General features: G+C 74.8%; 18 protein-coding genes and 1 pseudogene. 9 read left to right on the top strand and 10 right to left on the bottom strand.

Annotated features, from left to right (window positions below; genetic code table 11):
• Window positions 1-127: 127 nt before the first annotated feature.
• Both EDD39_RS24670 and EDD39_RS42210 read left to right on the top strand, forming a co-directional pair.
• On the top strand, window positions 128-883 hold the full coding sequence (locus tag EDD39_RS24670; RefSeq protein ID WP_123559414.1) for a uracil-DNA glycosylase: 756 nt from the start codon (window positions 128-130) through the stop codon (window positions 881-883).
• 135 nt (window positions 884-1018) lie between these two features.
• Window positions 1019-3790 carry a tetratricopeptide repeat protein gene (locus tag EDD39_RS42210; protein ID WP_279638442.1) on the top strand — a complete coding sequence of 924 codons (2772 nt, stop codon included), beginning with the start codon at window positions 1019-1021 and terminating at the stop codon, window positions 3788-3790.
• A 7-nt stretch (window positions 3791-3797) separates the two neighbouring features.
• Here EDD39_RS42210 and EDD39_RS24660 read toward each other — a convergent pair whose 3' ends face one another.
• Window positions 3798-4655, bottom strand: a complete 858-nt coding sequence (locus EDD39_RS24660) for a CHAD domain-containing protein (protein WP_162870120.1) — start codon at window positions 4653-4655, stop codon at window positions 3798-3800.
• Window positions 4656-4809: 154 nt separating this feature from the next.
• On the opposite strand from EDD39_RS24660, the gene EDD39_RS24655 reads away from it, so the two are divergent.
• From EDD39_RS24655 to EDD39_RS42205, 3 genes and pseudogenes are all read left to right on the top strand, one after another.
• Window positions 4810-5493: an MBL fold metallo-hydrolase gene (locus EDD39_RS24655; RefSeq protein ID WP_123560840.1), complete on the top strand. Its 684-nt coding sequence runs from the start codon at window positions 4810-4812 to the stop codon at window positions 5491-5493.
• A 131-nt stretch (window positions 5494-5624) separates the two neighbouring features.
• Window positions 5625-6290: pseudogene (locus tag EDD39_RS24650) on the top strand (cytochrome P450); the annotation flags it as partial.
• A 193-nt stretch (window positions 6291-6483) separates the two neighbouring features.
• Window positions 6484-6996, top strand: a complete 513-nt coding sequence (locus tag EDD39_RS42205; protein WP_279638443.1) for a hypothetical protein — start codon at window positions 6484-6486, stop codon at window positions 6994-6996.
• Between the two features lie 61 nt (window positions 6997-7057).
• Here the strand turns inward: EDD39_RS42205 and EDD39_RS24645 are convergent, their stop codons facing one another.
• From EDD39_RS24645 to EDD39_RS24610, 8 genes are all read right to left on the bottom strand, one after another.
• Window positions 7058-8041: an acetylxylan esterase gene (locus tag EDD39_RS24645; RefSeq protein WP_123559408.1), complete on the bottom strand. Its 984-nt coding sequence runs from the start codon at window positions 8039-8041 to the stop codon at window positions 7058-7060.
• Between the two features lie 6 nt (window positions 8042-8047).
• Window positions 8048-10231 carry a glycosyl hydrolase family 95 catalytic domain-containing protein gene (locus tag EDD39_RS42200; protein ID WP_123559406.1) on the bottom strand — a complete coding sequence of 728 codons (2184 nt, stop codon included), beginning with the start codon at window positions 10229-10231 and terminating at the stop codon, window positions 8048-8050.
• The gene (locus EDD39_RS24635) at window positions 10228-12222 is read right to left on the bottom strand and encodes a beta-galactosidase (protein WP_123559404.1); all 1995 of its coding nucleotides are present in this window, start codon (window positions 12220-12222) and stop codon (window positions 10228-10230) included. The genes EDD39_RS42200 and EDD39_RS24635 overlap by 4 nt, the downstream gene beginning before the upstream one ends.
• 18 nt (window positions 12223-12240) lie before the next feature.
• A complete protein-coding gene (locus tag EDD39_RS24630; protein ID WP_123559402.1) occupies window positions 12241-13737 on the bottom strand; it encodes a glycoside hydrolase family 43 protein in 1497 nt (498 codons plus the stop codon).
• Window positions 13738-13745: 8 nt separating this feature from the next.
• On the bottom strand, window positions 13746-14792 hold the full coding sequence (locus EDD39_RS24625; RefSeq protein ID WP_030462406.1) for a LacI family DNA-binding transcriptional regulator: 1047 nt from the start codon (window positions 14790-14792) through the stop codon (window positions 13746-13748).
• A gap of 92 nt (window positions 14793-14884) precedes the next feature.
• The gene (locus tag EDD39_RS24620) at window positions 14885-15880 is read right to left on the bottom strand and encodes a carbohydrate ABC transporter permease (protein ID WP_123559400.1); all 996 of its coding nucleotides are present in this window, start codon (window positions 15878-15880) and stop codon (window positions 14885-14887) included.
• On the bottom strand, window positions 15877-16875 hold the full coding sequence (locus tag EDD39_RS24615; protein ID WP_425269728.1) for an ABC transporter permease: 999 nt from the start codon (window positions 16873-16875) through the stop codon (window positions 15877-15879). Before EDD39_RS24615 ends, EDD39_RS24620 begins: the two co-directional genes overlap by 4 nt.
• Complete coding sequence (locus EDD39_RS24610; protein WP_148089513.1) at window positions 16872-18554, bottom strand: ABC transporter substrate-binding protein; 1683 nt, start codon at window positions 18552-18554, stop codon at window positions 16872-16874. Before EDD39_RS24610 ends, EDD39_RS24615 begins: the two co-directional genes overlap by 4 nt.
• 227 nt (window positions 18555-18781) lie before the next feature.
• On the opposite strand from EDD39_RS24610, the gene EDD39_RS24600 reads away from it, so the two are divergent.
• The 4 genes from EDD39_RS24600 to EDD39_RS24585 all read left to right on the top strand — a co-directional run bounded on the left by EDD39_RS24600 (window position 18782) and on the right by EDD39_RS24585 (window position 25626).
• Window positions 18782-21685: a glycoside hydrolase family 3 protein gene (locus tag EDD39_RS24600; RefSeq protein ID WP_123559394.1), complete on the top strand. Its 2904-nt coding sequence runs from the start codon at window positions 18782-18784 to the stop codon at window positions 21683-21685.
• A gap of 182 nt (window positions 21686-21867) precedes the next feature.
• Window positions 21868-24138: an alpha-xylosidase gene (gene yicI / locus EDD39_RS24595; RefSeq protein WP_123559392.1), complete on the top strand. Its 2271-nt coding sequence runs from the start codon at window positions 21868-21870 to the stop codon at window positions 24136-24138.
• A gap of 87 nt (window positions 24139-24225) precedes the next feature.
• Complete coding sequence (locus tag EDD39_RS24590; RefSeq protein WP_123559390.1) at window positions 24226-24843, top strand: DUF6368 family protein; 618 nt, start codon at window positions 24226-24228, stop codon at window positions 24841-24843.
• A 195-nt stretch (window positions 24844-25038) separates the two neighbouring features.
• Window positions 25039-25626: a histidine phosphatase family protein gene (locus EDD39_RS24585; RefSeq protein WP_123559388.1), complete on the top strand. Its 588-nt coding sequence runs from the start codon at window positions 25039-25041 to the stop codon at window positions 25624-25626.
• Between the two features lie 15 nt (window positions 25627-25641).
• Here the strand turns inward: EDD39_RS24585 and EDD39_RS24580 are convergent, their stop codons facing one another.
• Window positions 25642-26364 (bottom strand): hypothetical protein, encoded by a 723-nt coding sequence (locus tag EDD39_RS24580; protein ID WP_244257004.1) that lies wholly within the window; start codon window positions 26362-26364, stop codon window positions 25642-25644.
• Window positions 26365-26460: the final 96 nt, after the last annotated feature.

Below are 26460 nucleotides of genomic sequence, written 5' to 3'. Positions count from 1 at the left end.
GAACCCGGCCCGCCGCCTCGGCCCGACCGGCGCCCGGACCGCGCCCGGACCGGCGCCCGGGCCCGTACCTCCACGCTACTCCGCCGCCTCCCGGCCCGGACCGGTCGCCGACCGTAGGATTCCGCCCATGGAACCGCCCTCCGACTTCTCCCCGGCCGTCCTCGCCCCGCAGACCCGGAGCATCGCCGAGCTGGACGAGCTGGTGGTGCACTGCCGGGCCTGCCCGCGGCTGGTGGCCTGGCGCGAGGAGACCGCGCTGGTCAAGCGCCGGGCGTTCCAGGACCAGGAGTACTGGGCGCGCCCCATCCCCGGCTTCGGGCCGTACGACGCCCGGCTGGTCCTGGTCGGCCTGGCCCCCGCCGCGCACGGCGGCAACCGCACCGGTCGGATCTTCACCGGCGACCCGTCCGGCGACCTGCTGTACGCCTCGCTGCACCGGCTCGGCCTGGCCAACCGCCCCGAGTCGACCTGGCGGGAGGACGGCCTGCGGCTGCACGGCGTGCGGATCACCGACCCGGTGCGCTGCGCCCCGCCGGAGAACAAGCCGACCAACGCCGAACGCGACACCTGCCGGCCGTGGATCGTCCGCGAGTTCGAGGAGCTCCGCCCGACCGTCCGCGCCGTGGTCGCCCTCGGCGGCTTCGCCTGGCAGGCCGTGCTGCCCGTGCTGGCCGCCGCCGGCTGGCAGGTCCCCCGCCCCAAGCCGGTCTTCGGCCACGGCGCGCACGCCGTCCTCCCGGCCACCGACGGCGGCCCCGAGCTGCACCTGTTCGGCTGCTTCCACGTCAGCCCCCGCAACACCTACACCGGCCGCCTCACCCCCGCCATGGTCGACGACCTGCTGCGCACCGCGGCCACCGCGGCGGGGCTCGACCCGGCCTGACCCAGCCTGACCCGGCCGGGCCCGTCCGGGCCCGGCCGCCACCGGCCGCACGGGCGCGGAATCCCCCGAAGACCCCCGCCCCCGGGCCGGGCCGGGCGATGATGGCCCCCGGCGCACGAGCGGGCGGGGGTGGCGATGAACGGCGGCGCGGCGCACGGGAGTCCGGCCGGGCAGGAGCCGCCCGCGCCGGGCGGGCAGAGCCACAACCGGATCAGCGGCGGCACCTTCCACGCGCCGGTCCTGCAGGCCGGGACGGTGTACGTGACGCCGCCGCCGGAGGTGGACTGGCCGGTGGTGGTCGGCGACGTCCCGGCGGCGGCCGGCGCGTTCCAACCGCGCGCCGCGGTGCGCGAGCGGGTCGAGGCGGCCCGCACCGGGCGGGGGACGGCGGTGCCGACGCAGGTCCTGACCGGCGGGGGCGGCGTCGGGAAGACCCAGCTGGCGGCCGACATCGCGCGCGACGCGCTGGCCGCCGGCGTCGAGGTGCTGGTCTGGGCCCCGGCCCGCGACCCGCTGACCGTCCTGCGGCTGTACGCGGAGGCCGCCGCGCTCGTCCGGGCCCCCGGCGTGTCGGGCGCCGCCGGGCGCACCGAGCCGGACGCCAGGCGCTTCCTCGCCTGGCTGAGCGGCACCGGGCGGCGCTGGCTGGTGGTGCTCGACGACGTCGCCGACTTCGGCCCCGACGGGCCGCTGTGGCCGGGTAGTTCGCGCCACGGCAACGGCCGGGTGCTGGTCACCACCCGGCAGCGCGGCGCCCACGCCTCGGGCGGCGGCCGGGTCCTGGTCCCGGTCGACGCGTACGGTCCGGCCGAGGCCCGCGCGTACCTGGCGGAGCGGCTCGCCGGGGCCGGCCTGCCGCACCTGCTGGACGGTGGCGCGGACGCGCTGGCCGCCGAACTGGGCCGGCTCCCGCTGGCCCTCGGCCACGCCGCCGCGTACCTGGTCAACCGGCAGCTGGGCTGCTCGGCGTACCTGGAGCTGTTCCGGGAGCGGACCCGCCCGCTGGAGGGCGTGCTGCCGCCCGACGCCGACACCGAGCGCTACGGGCGGCCGGTCACCGGCGCGCTGCTGCTCGCGCTGGACGCGGCGCAGCGGACCGAGCCGCGCGGCCTGGCCGCGCCCGCCGTCCGGCTGGCGGCCCTGCTCGACCCGGACGGGCACCCGCGGGCGCTGTGGACCACCTCCGCCGTCCGCGAGCACCTGGCCCGGCAGCGCGCCGCCGCCGCACCGGACGGAGCGGCCCCGGCTCCGGCCCCGGCCCCGGTCGGCGGGGGTGGCGGTCCGGACCGGGCGGCAGGTCGCCGCAGGTGGTGGCCCGGGCGCCGGGCGCGGGCCGCCCTGCCGCCGGTGCCGCCGCCCGCCGGACCGCCGCCCGTCAGCGCGGACGAGGCGTTGGCCGTGCTCTCCGTGCTGCACGCCTACCACCTGGTGTCGGTACCGGCGGCGGCCGCGCCGCACCGGGAGGTGACCGTGCACGCGCTGACCGCGCGGGCCGCCCGGGACACCGATCCGGACGGCTGGGAGAGCCGGCTGGCGGTGGCGTTCGCGCTGTACGAGCTGTGGCCCGCGGAGGAGCACGCCGACCACCGGCTGTCCGCGAGCCTGCGGAGCAGCACCTCCGTGCTGGAGGAGCACCTCGGCCCGGACCGGCAGTACTACCCGGTGTTCGTCCTGCACGGCAGGGTCGGGATCAGCCTGCTGCACGCCGGACTGCACACCGCCGCCGTCGCACACTGGACCGGGGTGGTCGCCGGGCTGTCGGCCGGGGCGGTCCCCGAGGGCGACCCGGAGTGGATCGCCGCCCGGCACCACCTGGCCGCCGCCCTGGAGCTGGCGGGTGACCCGGGGCGGGCCGTCGACGTCGCGATGGAGACCGCCCGGGTCGCGGCGGAGCGGTACGGGCCGGACGACGGGCCGACGCTGTCCGTGCTGGACGTCCTCGGCACCTCGCTGCTCGCGGCCGGGCGGTCCGCCGAGGCCGTCGCGCTGCGGGAGCACCTGCTGTCCCGGCACGAGGCGCTGTTCGGTCCGGACGACCCCCGCACCCTGGGCGCCTGCAACAACCTGGCGGTCGCCCACGACCGGAGCGGCCGCCACGACCGGGCGCTCGAACTGTGGGAACGGGTGGCGACCGGCCTCGCGGTGGAGGAGGCGGCGGACGCGGCGGCGGACACCCCGCGCTCCCTCACCCTCCGGCTCAACCTGGCGGTCACCCACTCCCGGCGGGGCCGGCCCGAGCAGGCCCTCGTGCTCGGGGAGCGGGTGCTCGCGGCCTCCGCGCGCCTGCTCGGCGAGGACCACCCGGACACCCTCACCGCCCGGGCGGCCCTCGCGGACTTCCACGCGGCGGCCGGCCGGGAGGCGGAGGCCGCCGCGGCCCGGGCCGGGCTGCTCGCCGACGCGGAACGCGTCCTGGGCCCGGACCACCCCGACACGCTGACCGTGCGCGGCGACCTCGCCGTCTCCTACCGCCGCACCGGGCGGACCGCGGAGGCGGTGGCGCTGGCCGAGCGCGTCCTGCGCGTGCGGCTGCGCACCCTCGGCCCGGCCCACCCGGACACCCTGCTGACCGCGGGCAACCTGGTCAACTGCTACGCGCAGCAGGGCCGGACGGGGCGGGCGCTGCGGCTGGCCGAGTGGGTGCTGCCGGTGAAGCGCCGGGTGCTGGGCGAGGGGCACGTGGGCACCGTCACCGGCCGGCACGCGGTGGCCGTGCTCCGGATCCGCCGGGGCCGGACCCTGCTCGTGGCGGATCCGGCGCGGGCCGCGGCGGACGCGGCGGCCGCACTCGCGGTGCTCGGCCCGGCCGCCGGGCCCGCGGTGGACGACCACGACCTGCTGCGGGGCGCCGCCGCCGAACTCCTCGACCGGGCCCGGGAGGCGGCGGAGCCTCCGGGGGCGCCCTGACCCGGGGTCAGCGCAGTTTCCCCGGCCGCCGGGCGGCCTGCTCCCAGACCTGCGGCAGCAGTTCGCGGGCGAAGCCGAGTTCGGCGCTCTGGCGGCCGTAGAGGACGCCGTAGCCGAAGCCGCCGTCGGAGAGGGTGCGGAGGGTGTCGCGGGCGACCGCGGCGTCCTGGTGGCGGCCGAGGACGTCCTGGAGTGCTTTCATCCGGCGGGTGAAGGCGCGGGCGGGGCGGCCGGCGCTCTCGCCGGCGTAGCGGGCGCGTTTGGCGGCCTTGCGGGCGTCGTGCAGGGCGTGTTCGAGTTCGGGGCCGTCGGGGGCCCGGCGGGCGGCGGCGAGGCGTTCGGCGGTGCGGCGGTGTTCGCGGCGCAGGGTGCGGGTGAGTTCGGTCCGGGCGGGTTTCGCGGCGCGGGGGCGCAGCGGCGGGTCGGCGGCGAGCGCGGTGAGGGCGGCGAGCAGGCGGCGGAAGCGTTCGCTGTCGAGGGCGGCCAGGGTCCGGGCGCGGGCTTCGCGGGTCTCGCGGGCGTTCCAGGCGGTGAGTTCGGCGAGGACGCGGTCGCGGTCGCCGCCGGGGGGCAGTTCGCGGGCCTGGGTGAGCAGGCGGGTGCCGAGCACTTCGGCGTCGCGGGCCCGGCCGAGGGCCCGGCCGAGCCAGCGCAGTTCGTCCTCGGTGGCGGTGTGGTCGCCGCGCAGGTGGCGGCGGTGGGTGCGCAGGGCGCTGCGCAGGCGGCGGGCGGCGACCCGCATCCGGTGGACGGCGTCGGGGCGGTCGGCCCGGACGTCGGGTTCGAGGGCGGCGAGGGCGGCGGTCTGGGTGCGCAGGCGGGCGGCGAGGATGTCGCCTGCGCTGCCGTCGATCCGGTGGGCCACGTCGTCACGTCCTTCCGTGCTGTCCAGGGTAGGCCGCCCGCGAACGTCCCGGGCGGCCCGGCGCGCCGGGCGTCGGCGGACGCGCGGGGCGCCGGGTGTCTGCTGTGGGCTAATTCGGGGGTCGGCGGCGGGGCGGGTGCGCAGACTGGTCGGCATGGATGTCATCGAGGTGCTGCCGGGTCTGCGGATGCTGGTGCTTCCGGTCGGGGCGGCCTACCTGTGGTCGGACGGGCGGGAGCTGACGCTGGTGGACAGTGGGGCGGTGGGGACGGAGGAGCGGGTCGCGGCGCTGGTGGAGTCGGTGCCGGGCGGGGAGCTGGCGCGGATCGTGCTGACCCACTGGCACGAGGACCACACCGGTGGCGCGGCCGCGCTGGCGGCGCGCTACGGGGGTGTGCCGGTGGTGGCGCACCGGGTGGAGGCGCCGGTGATCCGGGGCGAGGTGGCGGGGGCGCCGCCGGTGCTGGAGGAGTTCGAGCGTCCGATCCGGGCGTCGGTGCCGGCGCTGCCGCCCGCGCCGCCGTGTCCGGTGGACGTGGAGGTGGTGGACGGGGACGTGCTGCCGTTCGGGGGCGGGGCCCGGGTGGTGGGGGTGCCGGGGCACACGGACGGTTCGCTGGCGCTGCACCTGCCGGGTCCGGACGTGCTGTTCACGGGTGACGCGGTGGCGAACGTGGGCCGGGCGATGCTGGGCGTGTTCAACACCGACCGGGTGCGGGCCGTGGCCTCGCTGCACCGGCTGGCCGGGCTGGGTGCCGCCAACGCGGTGTTCGGGCACGGGGCGCCGCTGGTGGGGGACGCGGCGGCGGCCCTGCGCGCGGCGGCGGCCGACTGCTGACTTTCCGTCAATTTCCTTCTTTCGCTCGACGCTTCGAATGTCCTTTCCGTCGCCGGGCCGGGCACCGGGTGGCGGAGCCGCCGTTCCCGCGCGGCGGTTCGGGCCCGATCGGCCGCGCGTACGGTGGGAGGATGCCGTCGACCGCCGCCCCCGTCCTCACCGCCGCGGCCGCGCCCGGCGCCCTGCCGGTGCTGGGGCACGGGCACCGGCTGCTGCGCGGGCCGGTCGGCTTCCTGTCCTCGCTGCACGAGCACGGCGACCTGGTGGCGGTCCGGCCGGGGCCGACGACGGCTCACGTGCCGTGCCATCCGGGCCTGTTGGCGCAGGTGCTGGGCGACGACCGGCTGTTCGACAAGGGCGGGGTGTTCTACGACCGGGCCCGCGGCGTGGCCGGCAACGGCCTGGCGACCTGCCCGCACCGGGACCACCGGCGGCAGCGGCGGCTGGTCCAACCGGCCTTCCGTCGGCCGCAGTTGGCGCACCACGCGGACGCGATGCGGGCCGAGGCGGACGCGGCGGCCGCGGCGGCCGCCGGTTGGCGGCCCGGGCTGGTGGTCGACGCCTTCCCGGTGTTCTACGGCATCGCGCTGCGCACGCCGGCCCGGACGCTGTACTCGACCGCGATCGGCGCCGAGTTGGCGTCCGAGGTGGAGCGGTCCTTCGACACGGTGCTGAACGGGCTGTTCCGGCAGATGTTCCTGCCCGCCCCGGTGCGCCGCCTGCCGCTGCCCGGCAACCTGCGCTACCGCCGGGCGCTGGCCCGTCCGCACGCCGCCACCCGACAGTTGGTCGCCGCCCACCGGGACGGGGGCGCCGGGGACGGCACCGACCTGCTGTCCGCGCTGCTCGCCGCCGAGCGCCGGGCACCGAGCGGGCCCGCGGCGCCGTCGCGCCCGGATCTGAGTGCGCGTACTCAGGTACGCTCCGGCCCCGTGCGACAGACTCGGTCGTCGGACCGCGCGCACGGGGGCATGGAGAGGACGTGGGTCGGTGGGCTCGATCGGGGGGACGGAAGCCGCTGTTCGGGGGGCGGGCCGGTGGCGGGCGCTCGGCGGCTCCCGGGTGGCGCGGGCGGCGGCGGTGGGGGCCGGTCTCGGGCTCTCCTGGCTCGCGCTGGCCCAGGTGTCCTGGGACGGCCTCCTTCCGTGCGACCACGAGGCGGAGTTCGGCTGCCTGGGGGCGTTCCTGCTGGTCCTCGGGGCGCTCCTCCTGGCCAGTCTGCTGGTGAGCTGGCTGGTGCTGCGGCTGGTGGGCGTCCGCCCGGCCTGGCGGGTCGCCGCGGTGGTCGCCCTGCTCTTCTCGCTGCTCTTCGACCTGGGCGTCGGCCTGAGCCCCTGGGGCCCGCCGGAGGTGGCGCTGCCGGTCACCTCGACCGCGCTGTTCGCGTCCGCGGCCGCCCTGACCGCGCCGGGGGCGCGGCTCCGGCGGACGCGCGCCGTCCTGGTGGCCGTCGTCGTCCTGTACTGGCCGCTGGTCTGGTTCTTCGGCCGGCCCTTCCGCTGACCCGCCCGCCCGCCCGTCCGGGCCGGAGCGGACGGAGTGGACGGAGCGGACGGCCCGGGGCTCAGCCGGTGTGCTTCGGGGCGAGGCCGTGTGCGGCGAGCCAGTCGAACTGCTTGAGCGGGGTGGAGCCGTAGCCGCCGCCGTGGTCGGCGAAGCGCCAGACCTCGATGTCGGCGGGGCCGCCGTAGCGGTGGTAGGCGGCGAAGACGGTGGAGGGCGGGCAGACCGGGTCCATCAGGCCGACGCTGAACAGGGCGGGGGCACTGGCCCGGGGCGCGAAGTGGACGCCGTCGAAGTGGTCGAGGGTGGCGAGGGTCCGCTCCTCCTTCTCCCGGCTGTGCCAGCGCAGGTACTTGGCGATCTCGGGGTAGGGGCCGTCGCCGGAGATCTGCACGGCGCGCCGGAAGTGGCACAGGAACGGGACGTCGCTGAGCAGCGCGGCGACCTGGTCGGGGGCGAGCGCGGCGACGGCGAGGGCGAGGCCGCCGCCCTGGCTGGCGCCGGAGACGACCGCCCGGGCCGGGTCGGTGCCGGGCAGGTGCGGGAGGGCGTCGAGGGCGCGGACGCAGTCGGTGATCAGTCGGCGGTAGTAGTAGTTCTCCGGGGAGTCGATGCCGCGGGTCATGAAGCCCTCGGCCCACTGGGTGCCGTCGCCCTCGCCGCGGTCGGGGGTGTCGTGGCCCTGGCCGCGGCTGTCGACGACCAGGTGGGCGTAGCCGGCGGCGGGCGGCAGCAGGTGTTCGCCGGGCAGGGCGCGGCCGCCGCTGTAGCCGATGTACTTGACGATGACGGGCAGCGGTCCGGTGGTGCGGCGGGGCAGGATCAGCCAGGCGGCGACGGGTTCGCCGCCCCAGCCGGGGAAGCGGACGTCGTACACGTCGAAGGCGGTGAGGTGGGTGTCGGTGCGCAGTTCGGCGGTGACCGGGCCGCCGGTGGCGCGGGCGGTGGCGAGGGTGTCGGCCCAGAAGGCGTCGAAGCCGGCGGGGGCGGTGAGGTCGGGGCGGTAGGTGCGGAGTTCGTCGAGGTCGAGGTCGGTGAGCGGCACGGGGGTTCAGCTCCAGGCGGGGTCGAGGTGCAGGGGGGTGGGGTGTCCGGCGCGCAGGTCGAGGCGGAGCGGGGGGCGGCCGGGGTCGGTGCCGTGGTGGACGGTGACGGTGCGGTCGGTGTCGGCGGTCAGGACGGCGTCGATCCGGCCTTCGGCGGTGTCCCAGCTGAGCGTGGTGAGGGTGGTGCGGCAGCGGGTGCGCAGGCCGCGGACGGTGCCGCGGGGCAGGTGGGCGGGCGGGGCGGGGAGCAGGACGATGCGGTCGGGGGTGGAGTGCAGGAGTGCTTCGATCAGCACGCCGGGGAGGGTGTGGGCGGCGTCGGCGTTGTAGACGTCCAGGGCCGGGTAGTGCGAGCTCATCAGCGAGGGGTGGAAGAAGCGGCCGTGCAGGACAGCGTCGAGGGCCTCGCCGAGCAGGTCGGGGTCGCCGAGGCGGGCGGCGATCAGGGCGCGGTGCAGGTGGCCGTGGGCGGAGTGGTTCTCGCTGCCGCGCAGGTGGAGGGCGCGGTGGGCGGCGGCGGCCAGGTCGGGGGTGTCGAGCGGGTTGATCTCGCCGAGCGGCCAGACCGGGTGCAGGTGGCTGAGGTGCCGGTGCTGCTGGTCGTCGACGGCGGCGGGCCAGGCCCATTCGGCCAGGGCCCCTTGGGAGTTGAGCCGGTAGGGGGGCAGGCGGTCGGCGAGCCGGTGGTGGCCGGTGGCGGTGAGGGTGTGGCGGGCGGCGGCGAGGTCCATGGCGGCGTTGACGCTGATCGGGCTGTCGGCGCCGAGCGGGGTGTTCTCGGGCGAGTAGGAGGGGACGAGCAGCAGGCGGCCGTCGGGGCCGGTGCGGGTGAGGAAGGCGCGGTAGAAGTCGGCGGTCTCGGCGAGCGCGGGGCGGACGAGTTCCCGGTCCGTGGCGGTGTCGCCGGTGGTGTCGACGTGGTCGAGCAGGGGTTGCAGCAGCCAGTGGGCGCCGGCGGTCCACAGGTGCAGCGGGTAGTCCTCGCTGTAGTGGTAGGCGTGGCCGGAGCGGCCGTCGGTGTGGGCGGGGGCGACGAGGCCGGGCAGGCCGAACAGGCGGCGGGCGTTGCTCCGCCAGTCGTCCAACTGGCGTGCGACGAAGGCGGCGTGGGCGTGGCTGACTTCGGGGAGGGCGGCCGCGGCGGCGGAGGAGACCTGGAGGTTGAGGTTGGCGTCGCAGGTGAGGGCGCCGCTCCAGGCGGTGTCCCAGGAGCCGGTCCACAGGCCGGTGAGCCGGGGCGGCAGGACGCCGGCGGAGCTGAGCAGGTGGTAGCGCCCGGCGTCGAACAGCCGCTCCAGCAGGGCGGGTCGGTGCTTCGCCGGGTCGGCGAGCAGGGCGGAGCCGGGCAGGGCGCGGTGTTCCTCGGGGGCGCCGAGGTCGAGGTCGACCCGGTCGTAGGCGGGGGTGTGCCGGGCCAGGTGGCGTTGCAGCAGCTCGGGGTAGTCGTGCCCGGGCGGGGCGGGCGGCTGCGGGTCCTCCCAGGGGTGGACGCGGGTGAGCAGCAGGACCTCGGCGCAGCCCTCGGCGCGGATGGCCTCCCCCTCGGCGCGCAGGGTGCCGCCGGTGGCGCGGACGTGCGTCCAGCAGGTGTAGCCGAAGCCGGAGCCGCCGGGGTGGCGGACGTCGGTGCGCAGCACGGCGCCGTCGGGTCCGGTCTGGGCGCGGGTGCGGACGCCGAGGTCGGCGGGGGCGCCGTCGAGCTGCCAGTGGTGGGTCAACTCGACGTCGCCGGTGCGGACTTCGCGGTGGACGAGCAGGTCGTCGGCGCGCGAGGCGAAGGTTTCGGCGCGGCGGCCGTCCCAGTGGGTGGCGACCACGCCGGTGCGGTGGTCGACCTCGCGCCGGTAGCTGTCGACCGGGGCGGCGGGGCGGCGCAGCCGGAGGGCGAGGGCGGGGTGGAAGGGGCGGACCCACTGGAGCGGGGCGGTGACGTGGCGGGCGACGGCCTCGCGGGCGCGGCCGGTCAGGACGGCGTCCCGCAGGTGCTCCAACTCGGCGGCCAGGTCGGGGGCGAGGGCGTTCTCTCCGCCGTTGGGGCGCAGCAGCAGGTGGTGGTTGACGACGATCAGTTCGTCGTGGGTGCGGCCGTGCACCATGGCGCCGTGGGTGCCGTTGCCGGTGAGGAAGGCGTCCTCCCAGCGGGCGGCCGGGGCGGGTTCCCAACTGCCGCGTCGGCGCTGCCCGTTCACGGGGCGGCCGGGCGCACGACGGCGGCGCCGTGCCGTTCCAGGGTGAGGCTGCCGGTGCCGGGTTTGCCGGTCAGCAGGTCCTCCCAGTGGCCTGGCAGTTCGCAGCTGGCCTGCTGGGGCCCGTGGTTGAGCAGGAAGAGAAGTTCGCCGCGGCGGACGGCCTCGACGCCGGCGGGCAGGTGTTCGGCGGCGGGGCGCAGGCCGGCTTCGCGGGCGGCGCGGGTGAGCAGGGCGCGCAGGGCGTCGGGTTCGGGGCGGGTGGAGAGGTACCAGGCGGTGCCCTCGCCGTGGGTGTGGCGGGTGACGGCGGGGTGTCCGGCGAGTTCGCCGTCCGCGTAGCGGGCCACCACCTCGGCTCCGGCGGTCTCCAGTTCCTCGGCCCACAGGGTGCCCCGGAAGTCCTCGGTGCCGGTGCAGCGCAGGGTCTCGCCCTCGTTGAGCGGCCACCACTGGTGGACGGCGGCGAGGCCGAGCACCTCGCGCAGCCGGGCGTCGACGCCGCCGGGGCGGATCCGGTCCTGGTGGTCGGCGACGCCGGTGAAGTAGCCGGTCACCAGGGTGCCGCCGGTGCGGACGTAGGCGGCGAGGTTGTCGAGGGCGGCGTCGGTGAGCAGGTAGAGCGAGGGGATGACGACCAGGCGGTAGCGGGTGAGGTCGGCGGCGGGGTGGGCCAGGTCGGTGGTGTGGTTGGCCTCCCACAGGGCGCGGTGCCAGGCGGTGACGTTCTCCTGGTAGTCGAGCAACTCGGAGGGGCGGCCGGGCTGTTCGCTCGCCCACCAGGCGTCCCAGTCGTGCAGCAGGGCGGTGCCGGCGGTGACGGGGGTGCCGGAGACGTGCGGGCCGAGCCGGTCGAGGTCGGCGCCGAGGGCGGTGACCTCGCGGAAGGCGCGGTTGCCGGTGCCGGAGTGCGGGAGCATCGCGGAGTGGAACTTCTCGGCGCCCTGCCGGGACTGGCGCCACTGGAAGAAGCAGATCGCGTCGGCGCCGCGGGCGACGGCCTGCAGCGACCAGAGCCGGTTGAGGCCGGCCGGCTTGGGGCGGTTGACGGGGCGCCAGTTGACGGCGCCGGTGGCCTGTTCCATCAGCATCCAGGGGCCGCCGGCCATCGAGCGGGCGAGGTCCTGGACGAGGGCGCCGTGCTGGGCGCCGAGGGCGGCGTCGGGGTCGGGGTAGATGTCGAGCGCGACGACGTCCTGTTCCTTCGCCCAGGCCCAGCCGTCCTGGCCGCGCCAGAACGGCATGTGGTTGGTGGTGACGGGGACGGCGGGACTGTGCCGGGCGACGATGGCGTGCTCGGCGGTGTAGCACTCGAGCAGGGCGTCGGAGGTGAAGCGGGCGAAGTCGAGCAGTTGGGCGGGGTTGCGGATGTACTGGGCCTGGCGGGGCGGCAGGATCTCGTCCCACTCGGCGTAGTGCTGGCTCCAGAAGGCGGTGCCCCAGGCCGAGTTGAGCTCTTCGAGGGTGCCGTGCCGGTCCTGCAGCCAGCGCCGGAAGTGCGCGGCGGTGGCGTCGCACCAGCAGTGCGTGCCGTACTCGTTGTTGACGTGCCACATGGTGAGCGCGGGGTGCGCGCCGTAGCGGGCGGCGAGCTGTTCGGTGATCGCGGCGGCGTGGCGGCGGTAGGTCGGGGAGGAGGCGCAGAACTGGTTGCGGGAGCCGTACCAGACGGTGGTGCCGTTCTCGGCCTGCGGCAGGGTCTCGGGGTGGCGGTGGCCGAGCCACGGGGGCGGGGAGGCGGTGGGGGTGGCCAGCACGACGCCGATGCCGTGGGCGTGCAGCAGGTCGAGCAGGCGGTCGAGCCAGCCGAAGTCGTAGGCGCCGGGGGCGGGTTCGAGCCGGGCCCAGGAGAAGACGCCGACGGTGACGCTGGTGACGCCGGCCTGCCGCATCAGGCGGACGTCCTCCTGCCAGGTCTCCTCGGGCCACTGCTCGGGGTTGTAGTCGCCGCCGTAGAGGATGCGGCCGCGGGTGGCGTCGTTCAGGTCGGGCATGGGGGTGTTCCTGTTCGTTCAGTCGCCCTGGCTGAGGGGCTGGAGTTCGAACCAGTCGAAGTGCGCGGTGCCTTCGGCGGCGTAGAGGCCGATGACGCGGCCGGTGAAGCCGCCGGCGACCTCGGTGGTGAGGTAGCGGCCGTCGAGGGTGGCGAGCACCTCGAAGGCGCCGTCGGGCCGTTCGTGGCCGAGGGCGAGGGCGTCGGGTCCGGTGCGCGGGCCGCGCTCGGCGGCGGGGGCGGTCTCGACGCGCAGCACCACGTCGTGGTGCGGGAGTTCGCGTTCGGCGGCGACGGTGACCTGTCCGCCGAGGTGGGTGGTGACCCGGACGCTGCGGCCGTCGGCCTCGACGGTGTAGGCGTGCTCGTCGTCGAGGCGGACGGCGAGGCCGCCGGTGCCGGTGGTGGCGTCGAGCCGGGTGCGGGCGCGGACGGCGTGGTGCTGCTGGCGGCGGCCGGTGAAGGTGTCGTCGAAGTGGCCGTCGCGGGCGTGCAGGGTGAGCGAGCCGGGGCGCTGTCCGGTGGTGATGCGGTCGGCGGGGCGGTCGCGGACCGAGAGCCACTGCGGGGGCAGCGGGCCGTCGAAGTCCTCCCGGGTCGGCTCGGCCGGCCAGGGGTGCAACTCCCAGGGAAGGTCCGGGAGTTCGACGGGCACCTGGCTGATGACGGGCCACTCGTCGACCCAGCTGACGGGCGTCAGGTAGGTCTCGCGGCCGAGCGGGTGCCAGCCGGGGGTGCCGCCCTGCGGGCGGACGCCGAGCAGCACGGCCCACCAGCTGCCGTCGGGGCCCCGGACCAGGTCGGCGTGGCCGGTGTTCTGGATCGGGCTGTGGCTGCCGGCGTGGGTGAGCAGCGGGTTGTCCGGGCAGGGCTCGAACGGGCCGTCGGGGCGGCGGGAGCGGGCGACGGAGACGCTGTGGGCGCGTTCGGTGCCGCCCTCGGCGATCAGCAGGTACCACCAGTCGCCGATCCGGTACAGGTGCGGGGCCTCGGGGGCCTGCCGGGTGCCGGACCACAGCGGGCGGGGCTCCTCCAGGGCCTTTCCGCTCGCCGGGTCGATGCGCAGCTGGGCGACGCCGGCGACGGTGCACCAGCAGGTGCCGTCCTCGTCCCAGGCCAGGTCGGGGTCGATGCCGGGGACGTCGGGCAGCCGGACCGGCGCGGACCACGGCCCGGCCGGGTCCTCGGCGGTGACCAGCAGGTTGCCGGTGCCGACCTCGGTGGTGATCAGGTGGAACCGGCCGTCGTGGTGGCGCAGGGTCGGGGCGTAGACGCCGCCGGAGGACGGGGTGCCGGGCGGGAGCGGCAGGTCGGCGAGGGCGTTGCCGATCTGCCGCCAGTGGACCAGGTCGCGGCTGTGCAGGATCGGCACGCCGGGGTGGTACTCGAAGCTGGAGCAGGCCAGGTAGTAGTCCTCGCCGACCCGGCAGACGCTCGGGTCGGGGTGGAAGCCGGGGATCACCGGGTTGGTGGCCGGGCCGGTGGTCGCCGGGTGGTGCGGGCCGGTGTCCGTCACGGGCGGTGCTACCTCCTTCGGGCGGGCGGGACGGGGGTGAGCAGCGGGCCGCTGCTCTGCCGGGGCGTCAGGACGGGGGCCAGCAGGACGAGTTCGTCCTCGGGGTCGGTGCCGCGTTCGGCGGCGGCGATCCGGCGCATCACCTGGTCGACGGCGACCCGGCCGAGTTCCTGGGCGGGTCCGGTGACGGCGGTGAGGCCGGGGGCGTACTGCTCGGCGAGCTGTTCGGGGCAGAGCGCGACCACCGAGGCGTCCTCGGGGACGGTGCGTCCGCTGGTGGGCAGCAGTTGCAGCAGCGGGCCGATGGCGTTCTCGTTCTGGACGACGAAGCCGGTGGTGTCGGGGCGGTCGGCGAGGATCCGGGCCAGGGTGCCGGCCGTGGATTCGTAGGTGCCTTCGCAGGGCCGGTGCAGGAATCTCAGGCCGCGTTCGAGGGCGCGCTCCCGAAAGCCCGTCAGGGTGCGTTCGGCGTAGCCGGCGTGGCGGTGGTAGACGGCGGGCGCGTAGCCGATGAAGGCGACGTCCCGGTGGCCGAGGTCGGCGAGGTGGTCGGCGCACTGGGCGCCGGCCGCGGCGAAGTCGTGGTCGACGCAGGACAGGCCGGTGCTGTCGGCGGGCAGGCCGATCATCGAGGCCTGGATGCCCTGTTCGCGCAGCACGGGGATGCGCTCGTCGTCGAGTTCGACGTCCATCAGGATGACCCCGTCCGCCAGGCCGCTGGCGGCGACCCGGCGGACCCCGTCGGGGCCTTCGTCGTTGGTGATCAGCAGCACGTCGTAGCCGTGCTGACGGGCCGCCATGGTGACCGAGACGGCGATCTCCATCATGATCGGCACGTACACGTCGGTGCGCAGCGGCACGACGAGGGCGATGATGTGGGAGCGCCGTCCGGCGAGCGCGCGGGCGCCGGCGTTGGGGTGGTAGCCGAGCTCCTCGACGGCGTGCTGGACGCGGCGGCGGGTGGCCTCCGAGATCGATCGCTTGCCGCTGAGCACGTAGCTGACGGTGCTGGGCGAGACGCCCGCGTGCCGGGCCACGTCGGCGAGAGTCACCATGGGTTCGGTTCCTGCTTTCCTGGTCGGTGGGGTGTGCGGCCCCTGTGGCGTCAGGTTACTGACGCCGGGTCGTGCGTTGTTCCCGCCCCGGCTCAGCCCTTGATGGCGCCGGTCAGCACGCCGGTGCGGAAGTGCTTCTGCATGAACGGGTAGACCATGAGCAGCGGCACCAGGGTGAGGACCACCACGGCCATCTGCAGGGTGAGCGGCGCGGTCTGCGCGTTGGCGGCCCCGAAACCGGAGTTGACGGAACCGGGCAGCCCGTTGCCGCGGTTGACGTAGGTCAGCAGCACGTACTGCAGCGGCCACTTCTCGGCCGAGGTCGGCATGTAGAGCATCACGTTGAAGAACGAGTTCCAGTAGCCGACCGCGTAGAACAGCGCGATGACGGCGGTGACGGCCCGGGAGGTGGGCAGCACCACGGACCACAGGATCCGCCAGTCGCCGGCGCCGTCGAGCCGGGCGGCGTCGATCAGGTCGGCGGAGGTGGTGGAGTAGAACGAGCGCAGCACCAGGATGTTGAACACCGAGACGGCGCTGGGCAGGATCAGCGACCACCACTGGTCGTAGCCGCCGAGGCCGGTGACCACCAGGAAGGTCGGGATCAGGCCGCCGCTGACGAACATGGTGACGATCAGCAGGGTCAGGATCGGCCGGTGCGCGAAGGACTCGGAGCGGGAGAGGCCGTAGGCCGCCATCACCGAGACGATCATGGACACCAGGGTGCCGACGACGGTGATGGCGAAGCTGACCATCAGGGCGGTGCGGACGGTGCCGTCGCCGAGCATCTGCCGGTAGGCGTCGAAGGTGATGCCGTCGGGCCAGATCACCAGCCCGCCGGCCCGGTTGACGGCGCCGGGGGTGGAGATGCTGGTCAGTGCGATGATCCAGAGCGGGACGGCGACGGCGGCGATCACGCCGGCCAGGGTGACGCCCTTGGCGCCCTGGCCGATCAGGGTGGGCGGCTCTTCCCAGGGGGCCCGTCCGGCCCGGGCGCGGGGGCGGCCGGTCCGGGCCGGGCGGGGCTCGGCCGCGGTGGGCGCCGCGGTCGGGGCGTCCGCGCGGACGGTGGTGGGTGTCTGGCTCATTTGCGGTACAACCCGTCCTCGCCGAAGGCGTGTGCCAGCTTGTTGGCCCCCCAGATCAGCAGCAGCGAGATGACGCTCTTGAAGAGGCCGGCCGCGGCGCCGAAGCTGTAGTTGCCGGTGGCGATGCCGTAGTAGAAGGAGAAGGTGTCGAGCACGTCGGCGGATTCGTGGCCGACCGCCTCGCGCTGGATCAGGAACTGCTCGAAGCCCACGGTCAGCGCGTTGCCCAGGCGCAGCACCAGCATCAGCACGATCACGCCGCGCAGGCCGGGCAGGGTGATGTGCCACATCCGGCGCCAGCGTCCGGCGCCGTCGACGGCGGCGGCCTCGTACAGGTCGGTGTTGATGGCGGCCAGCGCGGCGAGGAAGACGATGATGCCCCAGCCGGCCTCCTTCCAGATCGCCTGCGAGGTGACCAGGAGGGCGAAGGTGTGCGGGTTGGTGGTGATGTCCCAGGGGGCGATGTCGTTCTGCCGCAGGAAGTGGTTGAGGATTCCGGCGCCGCCGAGCATCTGCTGGAAGATCGTGATGGCCAGCACCCAGGAGAAGAAGTGCGGCAGGTAGACCACGGACTGGATGAAGTTCCGCAGCCGTTCGCTGAGCACCGTGTTGAGCAGCAGGGCCAGCGCGATCGGAACGGGGAAGAACAGCACCAGCTGGACCAGGCTGAGCCAGAGGGTGTTCTTCAGCGCCCCCCAGAACAGCGGGTCGTGGAAGAGCTGCTGGAACTGCGCGAGGCCGGCCCACTCGCTGTCGCGCACGCCGACCAACGGGTCGTAGTACTGGAACGCGGTGACCAGGCCGAACAACGGCGCGTAGTTGAAGATCAGCAGCAGGACCACGGCCGGGACGGTCATCAGCAGCAGCGTCCTGTCCCGCCGCAGCCTGACCCGCCAGTTCAGCCGGACGGCACCGTTCTTCCCGGTGCGGCCCTTCCGGCCGGCGGCTCCCCCGGCGGTGTCGGGCGTGCCCCGCTCCGATCGCGCTGTGCTCACTGACCCGTTCCGTACTTGCTCAGGACGTTGTCGGTCATCCACTGCTTGAGGCGGTCGCCGCCGTTCGTCTTCCAGGTCGAGATGGCGGCCTGGACGTCGGAGACCTTCTTCTTGCCGTGGTAGCAGTCCTTGATCGCGTCCTCGACGGCCTGCGCGGTGTCGATGGTGGCGATGTTCTGCGGCATCGAGATGTTCATGTTCCAGAACAGCGGCTTGTACAGGTACTTGACGTTGGCGGCCTGGAAGGCGGCGATGTCCTTGGTGACCTGGTCGGCGCCGGGGTTGGAGATGACCGAGGAGGCGGTGGCCAGGAACGGGTAGGTCTGCGCCTGGACGTCCTTCTTGCCCTCGTCGTTGAAGGTCGGCACGCCGTTGACCCGGGTGTGGTGGGTGCCCTCGACGCCGAAGTTGACCATCGTGTACTCGGCGGAGCCGTACGGCGCGGCCAGGTAGTTGGCGACGGCGAGCAGTTCCTCGATCTGCTCGGGCTTGAGCTTGGCGTTGAGGTAGCTGATCAGGCTGGTGGAGGAGCCCATGAACAGCTTGGGCGTGCCGCCGGCCTTCGAGGTGAGGAAGTCGAACGAGCCGCGCCGGAAGCCGGGGGTCGCGGCGGTGCCGGACAGGCTGTCGGCGAGGTTCCAGGCGCCGGTGCCGCCGCCCTGGATCAGGGTCTTGCCCGCGTAGAAGCGGGTGTTGGCGTCGGCGTTGTTGCCGGCGATCGCGTCGGGGTGCAGGTAGCCGGCGCTGGCGAGCCTGTAGTGCCAGTCGAGGGCCTCCAGCAGCTCGGGGGTCTCGTACTTGTGGACGAGCTTGCCGTCGGCGAGCTTCCACCTGTTGGGGACGTCGAAGAACGGGAAGAGGTAGGTCCACACGTCGTCGAAGGCCCAGGTGCCGGCCTTCTCGTCGGTGAGCTCCTTGCCCAGGTTCATCAGGTCGTCGAGGGTCTTGACCTGGTCCGCGGTGATGCCCTTGGCCTCGAAGAGGTCACGGCGGTAGAAGGTGGTGCCCGCGATGGAGAAGCCGGTGGAGAAGGAGGGGATGCCGTAGAGCTTGTCGCCCCAGATGCCCGCCTGCCAGGCGCCGGTGGGGATGGCGGCCAGGTTCGGGTACTTGCTGACCTTGTCGCCGGCCAGGAAGGGGGTGAGGTCGGCGAACTGGGAGGCGGCGAGCTCGCCGACGTTGAAGTTCGGGTTCCACCAGGTCGGGAGCTGGATCCAGTCCGGCAGCTTCTTGGCCGCGGTCATGGTCGGGATGATGGTGGCGTAGTTGTTGCCGTCGGCCGGCTTCATCTCGAGGGTGACGCCGAGGGCCTTGTTCATCGCGGTGTAGAACGAGTTGCCCGCGGGCGGGACGGTGCCCCACAGCGGGGTGACGGCCGAGTAGCTGCCGCCCTTGCCGGGCACGCCGTTGACCGTGGCCACCGGGCTGGCCGGGTAGGTGAGGAAGGCCGGGTCGGTCACCGCGCCGTCCGCGCCGGCGACCGAGGGGATGTCGGCGGTCACGGAAGTGCTGGCGGCGAAGGCCGGCAGGGCCGACTTGACGCCGTCGGCGGAGTTGGCGCCGGTCTTGTGCTTCGAGCCGCCGCCCCCGCAGGCGGCCAGCAGGGGGGTCATCGCCGCTGCTCCGGCGACGGAGACGGCGGCGGTGACGAAGGATCTGCGGTTCAGCTCGGTTCTCATGGTGGGGAGGCCCTTCCGCGGCGCCCTGCACTGGGCGCTGTCGAAGCGCTTGACTGTCGAAGCGCTTGATGTTGCGGCGACACTAACGACAGGTTTCCGGTTAGACAAGTGCCTGGACAAATTCATTTTCCCCGTAGCCAGGGGGAGTTGACAGGGTCCATGCTTCGTGTCAGCGTCGATTCGCTTCGACGCCCGACCGCACCGCACCATCATCTGGGGTGAGCCCGTTGAGTTCCCCGTCCCCGTCCGCCGCCGAGACCTCGGCCGAGCGGTACCCGTTCCACGATTCCGCGCTTCCGTTGGACAAGCGCGTCGACGACCTGTTGTCCAGGCTCTCCCCCGCCGAGCGCCTCTCGATGCTCCACCAGTACGCCCCCGCCGTGCCCCGCCTGGGCATCGGCGCCTTCCGCACCGGCGCGGAGGCCCTGCACGGCGTCTCCTGGCTCGGCGTGGCCACCGCGTTCCCGCAGGCCGTCGGCCTCGGCGCGAGCTGGGACGAGGAACTGGTCCGCGAGGTCGCCGAGGCGACCTCGACCGAGCTGCGCGCCTTCCACCACCACCGCCCCGCCGCCATCGCCCCCGACCGCGGCCCGAACAGCCTGCAGGCCTGGGCCCCGGTGCTGAACCTGCTGCGCGACCCGCGCTGGGGCCGCAACGAGGAGGGCTACTCCGAGGACCCGGTGCACACCGCCCGCCTCGGCGAGGCGTTCTGCCGCGGCCTGGCCGGCGACGACCCGACCTACCTGCGGGCCGCCCCGGTGCTCAAGCACTTCCTCGCGTACAACAACGAGGACGACCGCTGCACCACCTCCTCCGGCCTGCGCCCGCGCGTCCTGCACGAGTACGACCTGGCCGCGTTCAAGCCCGCGGTCGCCTCCGGCGCGGCCACCGGGGTGATGGCCGCGTACAACCTGGTCAACGGCCGCCCCTGCCACGTCTCCCCGCTGCTGGAGACCGAGCTGCGCCGCTGGGCCGAGCCGACCGGCCGACAGCTCTTCGTGGTCTCCGACGCCGAGGCCCCCTCCAACCTGGTCGACCCGGAGCACTACTTCGACGACCACGCCGAGAGCCACGCCGCCGCGCTGAAGGCCGGCATCGACTCCTTCACCGACCACGGCGAGGACAGCGAGACCGTCATCGGCCGGCTGCGCGAGGCCCTGGAGCGCGGCCTGGTCGACCAGGCCGACATCGACCTCGCGGTCCGCCGCCAGTTCGAACTCCGGTTCCGGATGGGCGAGTTCGACCCCGAGCTGGACCCGTACGCGCACATCGGCCCCGAGGTGGTCGACAGCGCCCCGCACCGCGCACTGGCCCGCCGGGCCGCCGCCGCCTCCACCGTCCTGCTGAAGAACACCGGCCTGCTGCCGCTCACCGACCCGGCGCGGAAGATCGCCGTGATCGGCCCGCACGGCGACGCGCTGTTCGAGGACTGGTACTCCGGCACGCTGCCCTACGCGGTCACCGTCGCCGACGGCCTGCGCGCCCGACTCGCCCCCGCCGGAGGCGAGTTGACGGTGCACGAGGGCATCGACCGGATCCTGCTGCGGGCCGCCTCCACCGGCGAACCGCTGAACGGCACCGCCTTCGACCTCGGCGACTGGGGCCTCGGCGTGCTCACCCTGCGCGCCGCCGACAACGGGCGGTTCCTCTCGGTCAAGGAGGACGGCTCGCTGGTCGCCGACCAGGCCGTCGTCAAGAGCTGGGACGTGCACGAGACCTTCCGGCTGGTCGACGCGACCGACGCGCCCGAGGGCGAGACGGACGGCGCGGCCGAGGACGGTCCCGACCGCGGCGCCGTGCTGCTGCAGTCCGTGCTGACCGGCAGGTACGCGGCCGCCGACGCCGACGGCACCCTGCGGGTCACCGCCGAGGACGCCGCCGGCGCCGAGCGCTTCACCCGTGAACTGCTGCGCGACGGACGGGCGGAGGCCGTCGCCGCGGCCACCGCCGCCGACCTCGCCGTGGTCGTGCTCGGCAACCACCCGCTGATCCACGGCCGCGAGACCGAGGACCGCCGGGGCCTGGCCCTGCCGCCCGCCCAGGAGGAACTGCTCAAGGAGGTCGCCGCCGTCCGCCCGGACACCGCGCTGATCGTGATGAGCAGCTACCCGTACGCCGTCGACTGGGCCGACGAGCACCTGCCCGCCGTCCTGTGGACCTCGCACGGCGGCCAGGAGACCGGCCACGCCCTCGCCGACGTGCTGTTCGGCGACGCAGACCCGGCCGGCCGGCTCCCGCAGACCTGGTACCGCGGCGACGACGAGCTGCCGCACCCGCTGGACTACGACATCATCCAGGCCGGCTGGACGTACCAGTACCACCAGGCCGCGCCGCGCTACCCGTTCGGCCACGGCCTGTCCTACGGCGCCTTCCAGTACGGCGAGTTGGAGGTCGACGCGGCCACCGTCGGCCAGGACGGCAGCATCCGGGCCGCCCTGACCGTCAGCAACACCGGCAGCCGCCCCGGCACCGAGGTGGTGCAGCTGTACGTGCGCCCGCTGGAGGCCCGCTACCAGGCGCCGCGCCGCAGACTGGCCGACTTCCGGAAGATCACCCTGGCGCCCGGCCAGAGCCGCCGCCTGGTCTTCGACCTCCCGGCCGCCGCCCACCTGGCGCACTGGGACGTCGCCACCGGCGCGTTCACCGTCGACCCGGGCCGCTACCAGCTGCTCGCCGCGGCCTCCGCCGAGGACGTCCGCGCCACCGTCCAGGTCACCGTCGAGGGCCCGGCCCCCGCACCGCGCACCGTCCTGGGCCGCCGCACCGCGGCCGCGGACTTCGACGCGCACTGGGGCATCGCCCTGGTCGACGCCACCCGGGAGGCCGGCGACGCGGTCACCCCCGCCGGGTCCGAGGCCGAACTCCTCTTCTCCACCGTCGAGTTGACCGGTGCCCGGGAAGTCTCGGCGGAGGTCGCCCTGGAGGGCGCACCGGAGGGCGCAGCAGCCGGCGCCGAGCTGGAGTTCACGGCGGACGGGCAGGTGCTCGCCACCCTCACCGTCCCGCCGACCGGCGGCCGGTACGCCTGGACGACCGTCACGGCCGCGCTGTCCGACGCCCCCCAGGGCGTGCACGACCTGCGGGTCACCCTGCGCGGGCCGCTCCGGCTCGCCGCCTTCACCGTCGCCTGAGCGACGGCCGTCCGACCGCCCCGGGGAGCGCGACCCGCTTCCGCCCCCGGGGCCGGGCGGGGCCGCGCCCACGCGCACCTGACCGCCGTGGCCGCGGCCCCGCCGCACCGCGCACCGCGCTCCCCGCTCCCCGCTCCCCGCCGCATCCTGCCTTCCTGCCCTTCCGCTTGGAGATCCCCCCGATGAAGTTCACCGACGGCTACTGGCTGATGCGCCCGGGCGTGACCAACCGCTACGCCGCCGAGGTGGCCGACCTCCGCGCCGAGTCGGACCGGTTCACCCTCTGGGCGCCGCTGCGCCGGGTCACCAACCGGGCCGACACGCTCAACTCCCCCCTGCTGACCGTGGATTGCCACTCCCCCGCGGAAGGGGTGATCGCCGTCCGGTTCACCCACCACGCCGGGTCGGTCCGTCCCGGCGGCGGCTTCGAACTGGTCGGCCGCACCGAGGGCGCGGGCACGGTGGTCCGGGACGGCTCGGCGGTCGAACTCCGGTCCGGCTCGCTGGTGTTGCGGGTGGACACCGAGGGCCCGTGGCGGGCCGAGTTCCGCTCCGACGGCGAGCTGGTCACCTCGCTCGGCGAGCGCGGCCTCGGCTTCGCCGTCGATGCCGAGGGCAAGCACCACATGGTGGCCCAACTGGCGCTCGGCGTCGGCGAGTCGGTGTACGGGCTGGGCGAGCGGTTCACCCCGTTCGTCAAGAACGGCCAGACCGTGGACATCTGGCAGGCCGACGGCGGCACCAGCAGCGAACAGGCGTACAAGAACGTCCCGTTCCACCTGAGCAGCCGCGGCTACGGCGTGCTGGTCAACCACCCCGGGCGGGTCTCGTACGAGGTGGCCTCGGAGGCCGTCGGGCAGGTGCAGTTCAGCGTCGAGGACCAGTCGATGGAGTTCCTGGTCTTCCAGGGGCCCACCCCCAAGGAGGTGCTGACCCGCTACACCGGTCTGCTCGGCCGCCCGGCCCTGCCGCCGGCCTGGGCGCTGGGCCTGTGGCTGTCGACCTCCTTCACCACCGACTACGACGAGGCGACCGTCACCCGGTTCACCCGGGGCATGGCCGAGCGCGGCATCCCGCTGAGCGTCTTCCACTTCGACTGCTTCTGGATGCGCGGCTACCACTGGAGCGACTTCGTCTGGGACCCGGACACCTTCCCGGACCCGGCGGGCATGCTGGCCCGGCTCAAGGAGCAGGGTCTGAAGCTGTGCGTGTGGATCAACCCGTACCTGGCGCAGCGCTCCGAGCTGTTCGAGGAGGGCCTGCGCGAGGGCTACCTGGTGCGGCGCACCGACGGCACGGTCTGGCAGTGGGACCTGTGGCAGCCCGGCATGGCGCTGGTGGACTTCACCAACCCGGCGGCGACGGCCTGGTTCACCGAGCGGCTGCGCCGGCTGCTCGACCAGGGCGTGGACTGCTTCAAGACCGACTTCGGCGAGCGGATCCCCACCGACGTGGTGTGGCACGACGGCAGCGACCCGGAGCAGATGCACAACCTGTACACCCAGCGGTACAACGAGGCCGTCTTCGAGCTGCTGCGCGAGGAGCGCGGCGAGGGCGAGGCGGTGCTGTTCGCCCGGTCGGCGACGGCGGGCGGGCAGCAGTTCCCGGTGCACTGGGGCGGCGACTGCGAGTCGACGTTCACCGCGATGGCGGAGTCGCTGCGCGGCGGCCTGTCGCTGGGCCTGTCCGGCTTCGGGTTCTGGAGCCACGACATCGGCGGCTTCGAGGGCACCCCGACCGAGGCGCTGTTCAAGCGCTGGGTGCAGTTCGGCCTGCTCTCCTCGCACAGCCGCCTGCACGGCTCCAAGTCGTACCGGGTGCCGTGGGACTACGGCGAGGAGGCGGTGGACGTCACCCGCGCCTTCACCCGGCTCAAGCACCGCCTCGCCCCCTACCTCCAGCGCGCCGCCCAGCAGGCCCACCTGCACGGCACGCCGGTGATGCGGGCGATGCTGCTGGAGTTCCCGTCCGACCCGGCGGTCGCCCCGCTGGACCGGCAGTACCTGCTCGGCGGCGACCTGCTGGTGGCGCCGGTGTTCACCGAGGACGGCACGGTCGAGTACTACGTCCCCGAGGGTGTCTGGACCAACGTGCTGACGGGCGACGAGATCACCGGCCCGCGCTGGGTCCGCGAACGCCACGGCTTCGCCACCCTCCCGCTGCTGGCCCGCCCCGACTCCGTCCTCCCGCTCGCCGCCGACGACTCCCGCCCGGTCTCCGACTGGGCCGACGACCTCACCCTGTTGGTCCACGCCTTCGCCGACGGCGCCACCCGCGAGGTCGTCGTCCCGGAGACCTCCGGCACCGGCGCGGCAGCCGTCTTCACCGTCCGCCGCGAGGGCGAGCGCCTCCTCGTCAGCACCGACAGCCCCAAGCCCTGGAACCTCCAGCACGCGGGCCGCCGCCACACCTTCCCGGCGAACACCTTCGAGGCCGAACTCCCATTCTCCTGAGCACCGTTCACACTTCCCCGGGGGCGGGGCCGCGCCCCCGGGGGACTCTCCCCGTCCACACCCGCCCCGCCGGACTAGGCTGGCACCATGGCCGGTCCGGTGCCGTCGATCGAGTTGGCGGAGCCCGTCCCCCCGTCCGCCCTGCGGGAGTTGCGCGCACTGCTGACGGGACTCTCCTCCCGCTGCACGGAGCCGCGGCCCGGCTGCTACGACCTTCACCTGTCCGCCGACCGGCTCGGCACCACGGCTCCCGCACCCCCGTCCGGCCCGACCACCCTCCCGCTCCCCCTGCTCACCGACGCCCCGGCAGGGCTGATCGGGTTCGACCCGCAACGGCCCTGCGACGACCGGCCGTTCGACGTCCACCTGATGGGCCCCGGCGTCGGTGACGAGGACGTCTTCACCGCGGAGCACGCGGACCAGCCCGAACTGCCGGCCGCCCTCGGCTTCCGCCCCAGCCACGCCGTCAACGTCAGCGCCGCCTGCAACGACCGGGTCGACCACCTCGCCGTCGCCCTGCTGACCGCCGCCGTCATGGACGTGCTCGGCGGCGTCGCCCACGCCGAACTGCGCCCTGACCAACTCCCCCTCGTCACCGGCCTGCCCGGCCTGCTCGCCCTCTTCGACGGCGACGGAGCCGCCCTCGGCACCGCGGACTTCCTCCGCGCCTGGGCCGCCCGCCCGGGCTTCCGCCTGCTCAAGTGACGCGGGCTGCGAACCCGGTCCGAACGGGCAGCTCCGCCATCGCGGCGAACGGTGTCCCGCCACGGCCAACGGATGCCCCGAGCCAGCAGGTTCGGGCAATCCCGGGCACGCGGTCAGGTCACCGCCACTCGGGTGGAGGTGCCCGCCGACCCTGCGGGCAGAGGGCCGACGACCCGTCAGCTATCGTGCCCAGCCATGGGAGAGCTGATCGTGGTCCGGCACGGCCAGACCGAGTGGAGCCTGTCGGGCCGGCACGCGGGCCGCACCGACGTACCGCTGACCGCCGCGGGCGAGGCCGCCGCTAGGGCGCTGGCGCCGAGACTCGCCCGGCGTCGGCTGGTCTCGGTGTTCAGCAGCCCGCTGAGCCGTGCCCTGCGGACCGCCGAACTCGCGGGCCTCACCGGCGTCCGCCCCGATCCCGACCTGGTGGAGTGGGACTACGGCGGCTACGAGGGCCTGACCGCCGAACAGATCCAGGCGTCCGAACCGGGCTGGGACCTCTGGCAGGACGGTGTCGCGCCCGGCGGCACCGACCACCCCGGCGAACAGCTCCACCAGGTCGCCGCGCGCACGGACGCGGCACTGGACCGGATCCGCCCCCTGCTCACCGGCGGCGACGTCGCCGTGGTCGCCCACGGCCACCTGGCCCGCGTCCTCACCGCCCGCTGGCTCGGACTCCCCCCGTCCGCCGCCCGCCTCCTGGGCCACCCGCACCCCGGCACCCTCAGCACCCTCGCCGTCGAACACGGGCAACCGGTCGTCTCCGCCTGGAACGTCCCGTAGCGCCCCCCGCCGGGGTCACGGAGCCAATGCGGCCGCCACCCGGACGAGGCGGTCCGCCGACAGCGCGAAGGGGTTGGCCGGGTTGCGGAACGAGTACCGGCCGTCGCTGATCCGCGGACCGTCCCCGACCACGCTCCAACTCACCGGCCCGCAGGGGCCCTGGCCCTCCAGCAGGGCAGCCGCGAGCCGCTCGGGCTCCTCGACCGCGGTCCGGGCCCGCAGCGCCGCCGCCAGCCGCCCGGCGGCCTCCGCGGGGACGGCGGTGTCGCCGCACGCGGGCAGCAGGAGCAGCAGCCGGCTGTCGGCATCGACGGTGGAACCACCCGGCAGCCCGTTGTCGGCGGCTGCCGTCAACTCCGGCCAGGACAGCCCGGGTCCCATGAAGTGGCCGTCGTCCCTGGCGAGCAACTCGGCGCGGTCCCAGTCGGGATGGTGCAGGAGGTAATCGGTACCGACGTCCCCCTCCGCGTTGCGGTGGACGACGTGCAGCCGGCCCGCGGCAACCGGCACGGTGAAGACCGGCCACTCCGCCCGGCCCGACAACCCGCGGTGGAACTCCTCCGCAGCCTCGTAGTCCGCACCGAACAGCATTTCCTCGACCCCCTCCCCCCGCGCCCACGAGCAGAGGTGCCCCAACCAGAACAGCGGCTCGTCGAGCAACTCGGGAAACCGGCCGAACGCCCCCCGCCCGCCGTAGCCCGGTGTCCGGTCAGCCTGCACGCCAACGCCGTTCGTCACGGCACCCATCGTGCCGCCGCACTCGGACAGCCCCGGTTCACCTCCCCTCCCCCGGGAACTCCGACAGCGTCGCCGTGAACGCGCCGAGACGCGACC

Source organism: Kitasatospora cineracea, from assembly GCF_003751605.1.
Lineage (GTDB): Bacteria > Actinomycetota > Actinomycetes > Streptomycetales > Streptomycetaceae > Kitasatospora > Kitasatospora cineracea.
This window is presented reverse-complemented; position numbering and strand designations above follow the sequence as displayed.

Coding starts and splice junctions, on each gene's coding strand:
- yicI (WP_123559392.1), top strand. CDS start 21,868: ATGAAGTTCACCGACGGCTACTGGCTGATGCGCCCGGGCGTGACCAAC.
- EDD39_RS24625 (WP_030462406.1), bottom strand. CDS start 14,792: ATGGTGACTCTCGCCGACGTGGCCCGGCACGCGGGCGTCTCGCCCAGC.
- EDD39_RS24620 (WP_123559400.1), bottom strand. CDS start 15,880: ATGAGCCAGACACCCACCACCGTCCGCGCGGACGCCCCGACCGCGGCG.
- EDD39_RS24635 (WP_123559404.1), bottom strand. CDS start 12,222: ATGCCCGACCTGAACGACGCCACCCGCGGCCGCATCCTCTACGGCGGC.
- EDD39_RS24590 (WP_123559390.1), top strand. CDS start 24,226: ATGGCCGGTCCGGTGCCGTCGATCGAGTTGGCGGAGCCCGTCCCCCCG.
- EDD39_RS24655 (WP_123560840.1), top strand. CDS start 4,810: ATGGATGTCATCGAGGTGCTGCCGGGTCTGCGGATGCTGGTGCTTCCG.
- EDD39_RS42210 (WP_279638442.1), top strand. CDS start 1,019: ATGAACGGCGGCGCGGCGCACGGGAGTCCGGCCGGGCAGGAGCCGCCC.
- EDD39_RS24610 (WP_148089513.1), bottom strand. CDS start 18,554: ATGAGAACCGAGCTGAACCGCAGATCCTTCGTCACCGCCGCCGTCTCC.
- EDD39_RS24670 (WP_123559414.1), top strand. CDS start 128: ATGGAACCGCCCTCCGACTTCTCCCCGGCCGTCCTCGCCCCGCAGACC.
- EDD39_RS24585 (WP_123559388.1), top strand. CDS start 25,039: ATGGGAGAGCTGATCGTGGTCCGGCACGGCCAGACCGAGTGGAGCCTG.